Origin of the sequence: Methylobacterium sp. CCH5-D2 (assembly GCF_001556475.1) — a bacterium.
Classification (GTDB): Bacteria; Pseudomonadota; Alphaproteobacteria; order Rhizobiales; family Beijerinckiaceae; genus Methylobacterium; species Methylobacterium hispanicum.
Window position 1 is genome coordinate 1 of the sequence record NZ_LSIX01000647.1, and the last position, 4529, is coordinate 4529.

6 protein-coding genes are annotated in these 4529 nt (G+C 73.2%); 3 read left to right on the forward strand and 3 right to left on the reverse strand.

Annotated features, from left to right (window positions below; all coding sequences use genetic code 11):
- Positions 1 to 208: 208 nt before the first annotated feature.
- On the forward strand, positions 209 to 856 hold the full coding sequence (locus AX737_RS17170; RefSeq protein ID WP_066923547.1) for a hypothetical protein: 648 nt from the start codon (positions 209 to 211) through the stop codon (positions 854 to 856).
- A 150-nt stretch (positions 857 to 1006) separates the two neighbouring features.
- On the opposite strand, the gene AX737_RS17175 is transcribed toward AX737_RS17170, so the two are convergent.
- Complete coding sequence (locus AX737_RS17175; RefSeq protein WP_066923550.1) at positions 1007 to 1693, reverse strand: hemolysin III family protein; 687 nt, start codon at positions 1691 to 1693, stop codon at positions 1007 to 1009.
- A 349-nt stretch (positions 1694 to 2042) separates the two neighbouring features.
- Positions 2043 to 3173 carry a COX15/CtaA family protein gene (locus AX737_RS17180; RefSeq protein WP_066923553.1) on the reverse strand — a complete coding sequence of 377 codons (1131 nt, stop codon included), beginning with the start codon at positions 3171 to 3173 and terminating at the stop codon, positions 2043 to 2045.
- 149 nt (positions 3174 to 3322) lie between these two features.
- Here AX737_RS17180 and AX737_RS17185 point away from each other — a divergent pair, with 149 nt between their 5' ends.
- Positions 3323 to 3529: a DUF2842 domain-containing protein gene (locus AX737_RS17185; protein WP_066923559.1), complete on the forward strand. Its 207-nt coding sequence runs from the start codon at positions 3323 to 3325 to the stop codon at positions 3527 to 3529.
- Positions 3530 to 3627: 98 nt separating this feature from the next.
- The gene (locus AX737_RS17190; protein ID WP_066923556.1) at positions 3628 to 3948 is read left to right on the forward strand and encodes a hypothetical protein; all 321 of its coding nucleotides are present in this window, start codon (positions 3628 to 3630) and stop codon (positions 3946 to 3948) included.
- Positions 3949 to 3957: 9 nt separating this feature from the next.
- Here the strand turns inward: AX737_RS17190 and AX737_RS17195 are convergent.
- Positions 3958 to 4529, reverse strand: a 572-nt coding sequence (locus tag AX737_RS17195; RefSeq protein ID WP_156453795.1) for a polysaccharide deacetylase family protein, incomplete at its 5' end; no start/stop codon positions are given.

The following is a 4529-nucleotide window of genomic DNA, read 5'->3' on the forward strand; positions in this document are numbered from 1 at the left end:
CCCGCCGCTCGAGGTCGAGCGCACCGTGCAGCACCTGCTCGACGCGGTCGGCGCGGTCGAGCGCGCCCTCGACTGCATCGGCGAGGGCGAGCAGGCCGCCCCGGCCTGAGCCTACCCCTTAAGGAAGGCTGAACGTCCGGAACTGCCGCGGTCAACTTTTCGTTGAGCGCACGGACGACGCTCGCGTCACCGCGCTCCGGAGAAACCGATGCCCGCGACAAGCCCCCGCCGCGCCGTCCTGGCGCTGACCGCGTTTGGATTGATGGCGGGCACCGCCGCCCACGCGCAGGACGGCGGCCTGTTCGAGGCCCTGTTCGGGCGGCCGCAGGCGGCGCCGCAGCAGCAGGCCCCACAACCGCAGGTTCAGGTTCCCGCCTACGGGCACGGCTACGACGACGGCTACCGCCGCCGCGCCCGCCGGGTGGAACGCCCGCGCCCGCGCACCCGCTACACGGCGCTGCACAAGCCCGAGCCGCTGAAGGTGAAGATCACCGACCGGCAGATGCCGCTCGACATGTCGGCCGGCCCCGCCGCCGCCCTGATGCGGGACGAGACCCTGCGGCCGGGCGACATCGTCATCCTGAAGAGCGGGCCTCAGGTCTTCACCGGTTCGGTCGAGAAGCGCCACACGATGCGCGATTTCGAGCCGGCCCAGAGCTCGCCCCTCGTCGGCAAGCAGACCCGCCGTCAGCTCGCCGCGATGGTCACGCCGGTGGGCGCCCTCCCGGCCGACGAGGCCCGCCGGGTGCTCGCCCGGATGAAGCGCACCCCCCGCAGCCCGGCCGCGGTGCCGGAGCAGGCCACCGCGCAGGTCAGCGGCATGCGGGTGATCAACGCCTGGACACCCGCCCGGTAGGACGCGGCGCCGACGGCTCCGGCCCCGTATCCGCGGGGTCGTCCGCGCGCGGACGGCCCACGCGAGGCGCCTCCCCGCGGACGGGGAGGCGCCTCGCGGGCGCGCTCCCACGAGGATCCTATCGCAGGACGGAGCGGGCCCTGCCCGCCCTCAGCTCAGCGCCGCCACGCCCGACATGCTGGCCCAGACGGTGCCGTAGTGGCACGCCGTCGCGGCGAGCACGAAGGCGTGCCAGATCGCGTTCTGGAAGGGCAGGCTGCGCCAGACGTGGAAGACGACGCCGACCGTGTAGAGCGCGCCCCCGATGGCGAGCAGCCAGAGCGCCGTCGGTTGAAGCACGGCGATCACCGACTCGTAGGCCAGCAGGCCGCTCCAGCCGAGCACGAGGTAGAGCCCGATCGAGAGCCTGTCGTAGCGGCCGGGGAAGAAGAGCTTCACCGCGATGCCGATCGAGGCCACCACCCAGATCACCGCGAGCAGCGCCCAGGCGGTCGGACCTGTGCCGACGAGGGTGACCAGCGGCGTGTAGGTGCCCGCGATCATCAGGTAGATCAGCGCGTGGTCGGCGCGGCGCAGCAGCCACTTGCGCGGGCTGACCGGATAGAGGTTGTAGGTCGCCGAGACGCCGAGCATCCCCACCAGGGCGGTGGCGTAGACCACCACCGCCACGCGCTCGCCCCACCCGAGATGGGCGGTGAGCGAGGTCGCCACGATCGCGACCGCGCCGGTGAGCCCGAGCACGACCCCGAGCCCGTGCACCACCCCGTCGGCGAGCATCTCCCGCTTGGTGTAGTGCCACGTGAGTGAAAGCGGTCTCCCATCCTCGGCCAGGAACATCTGTCCCTCCTGCAACGCGTGCAGTGTAAGATTTTCGAGGCGAAGTCGTTCCGTGCGCGGACTGCGTAAACACTGGATATCCACGCCGATCTGCGGACGTGGTGAAGGATTGTGCTGTGCAGCAGGTTCGCTGCGCAGCAAAAGGTCGCATGGAGCCTTGCGGTTGCTTGGTGGCCTCCGCGGCGGCTCCGCGCTCCCCGGAACGCTTGGAGCGCTCTTGCGCCGAACTGGACGCCGGTTCGGCGCAGGAGAGCGCGTCAAGACGAGAGGTTGGAGCCGTTCCCGATCGCAAGGTGTTCGGGAACGGCTCTAGGCGAGTTCCGAGACCGTTTCGTGACGCGGTCCCGGCTCAGATGCCGCCGCCCGCCAGCCCCTCGAAGCCGAAGGCGGTCTCGCCGCGCGCGGGGGCGGCGGCCTCCGAACCCAGGCTCAGGCGGGCGTGCACGGTCGCCATCACCAGCACGCCCATGGCCAGGACCTGATGGGCGAGGCCCGCCCAGAGCGGCACGGCGAGCAGCAGGGTGACGATGCCGAGACCCATCTGCGCCACCGCGAGGGCGGCGACGCCCGCGGCGCGTTCCCGCACCCCGCCCGCGGCTCTCGAAAGCCAAGCATCGACCGCGTGGGCGAGCGCGGCCAGCACGATCAGGTAGGCCACGAGGCGGTGGTTGAGCTGGACCAGGGTGGCGTTGTCGACGAAGTTCTCGATCCAGGGTGTCACCGCGAACAGCTCCGCGTGCGGCGGGACCAGCGCGCCGTCCATGGTCGGCCAGGTGTTGTAGAGCAGGCCCGCGTGCGATCCCGCCACGAGGCCGCCGAGGAAGATCTGCGCCAGCACCAGGGCCGGCAGGGCGAGCGCGGCGGCGCGCAGCCGCCCGGGCGCCGCGGGGCGTGCGTCCCGCCGCTCGCCCGCCGCCAGCCAGACGAGGCCGGCCAGGATCAGGCTCGCGAGGGTGAGGTGGATGGCGAGCTTGAGCGGCGCCACCGCGGTCATGCCGGGCTTGAGGCCCGAGGCCACCATGATCCAGCCGACCGTGCCCTGGAGCCCGCCGAGGAGGCCGAGAGCCAGCAGGCCGAGCCCGAGCCGGCGCCCGACGAGGCCCCGCCACCAGAACCAGAGGAGCGGCAGGAAGAAGGCGAGGCCGAGGAAGCGCCCGAGCAGCCGGTGCCCCCATTCCCAGAAGTAGAGCACCTTGAAGTCGGCGAGCCCCATGCCCTGGTTGAGGATCCGGTACTGGGGCGTGTCGCGGTACTTGTCGAACTCGTTGGCCCAGTCCGCGGCCGACAGCGGCGGCACCGCGCCGGTCACGGGGCGCCACTCGGTGATCGAGAGGCCGGAGCCGGTGAGCCGGGTCGCGCCGCCCACCGCCACCATCGCGACCACGAGGGCCGCCACGATGTAGAGCCAGGTGCGCACCGCGTTCGAGCCGCGCGTCGGGCCGGACGGGGCTTCGGGCCGGCCGAGGGTGGAGAGCCGCATCGCGTCAGGTCTGCTTTTCGGTTACGTCCGCCCCCGGTTAGGCAATGCCGGCGCCCGGGGCAACGCGCGTCGGTGCCGCTGCGGCATCGCTGTGGCGGCATGCCGGGCCGCGTGTCTTTAGTACCAGGAGGATCGCCATGAGGAGCGCCCTGCGCCGTCGGACCCGCACCCTGATCGGGACGGTGGGGCTCATCGCCTTCGTGATGCTCTACGCCCCGCTCGCCATGGCGCTCGCCGACAGCCGCATCTCCCAGTTGCACCCGGCGCTGCAGACGGTGGTCTACTGCATCCTCGGCATCGCCTGGATCTTTCCCCTGATGCCGCTGATCCGCTGGATGGAACGGCCCGACGCCTGAGCGGCCGCCCGAGGCTCCGGGGCCCCAGATTTCGCCGCACTCGGGGATGAGAAGGCGGGGCAAGCGCCGCGCTTGCCCTCCTCCAGCCGCGATATCCGATGCCCCGATCGTTCCCGTGCCGGCCCGTCCTCGCCGGCCTCGTCGTCCTCGCCGCCGGCCCTGCCCTCGCTCAGGGGACCCCGCGCTCCGTCGGCGAGTGCGAGCGGCTGAAGAACGATCTCGCCTACAACCAGTGCCTCGCGATGTTCGGCCCCGCCGCCCGCAACGTGGCGGGCGGCTTCGCGGCGGCCGATTCCACCGCCCCGCAGGCCGCCATCCCGCAGGCGGAGGAGCCCCAGGCCGAGCCGGCGCGCGGCCGGCGCTACCGGGGCCGGCACGGGCGCCAGCGCGCGGTCTTCACCTCGGGCCGGCGCCGCTGATCCGGAGGATCAGCCGACGTTCAGCCGCCGCCCCCGGTTCCAGGCCAGCAGCGGCACGCCCGAGAGCAGGCCGCCGAGCGCCGCCGCCGACTGGTGGCAGCCGTTGACCGAGACCCGCGGCAGGGCGTGCAGGTGCCCGGTGTGCTCCGCGAAGAGGTGCCCCGGCCGGGTCGTCACGGCGGTCGCGAAGCCGAGTTCCCGCGCCAGCGCGAACTCCCTGGGGCCCGCCGAGCGCGGGTCCCCCACCGGGTAGGACAGGTGCCGCACCGGCCGGCCGAGCTCCGCCTCGATCCGCGCCCGGCTCTCGGCGATCTCGCGCAGCGCCGTCTCGCGCGGGTGCTTGGCGAGCATCGGGTGGCTGCGCGTGTGCGCGCCGAAGCTCACCGCCGGGTCGCGGCCGAGCGCCCGCAGCGCGTCCCAGTCCAGGCACAGCTCGGCCGCGACCGTGCCGGGCACGAACCCGGCCGCGCCGCAGAGGTCTCCGATCCGGTCGAGCAGCTCCCCCTCCGGCCCGGCCCGCAGCGCGCCGTAGACCGCCTCGAAGGCGCGGCTCTTCTCGGCGGGATCGCGCGCCGGCAGGT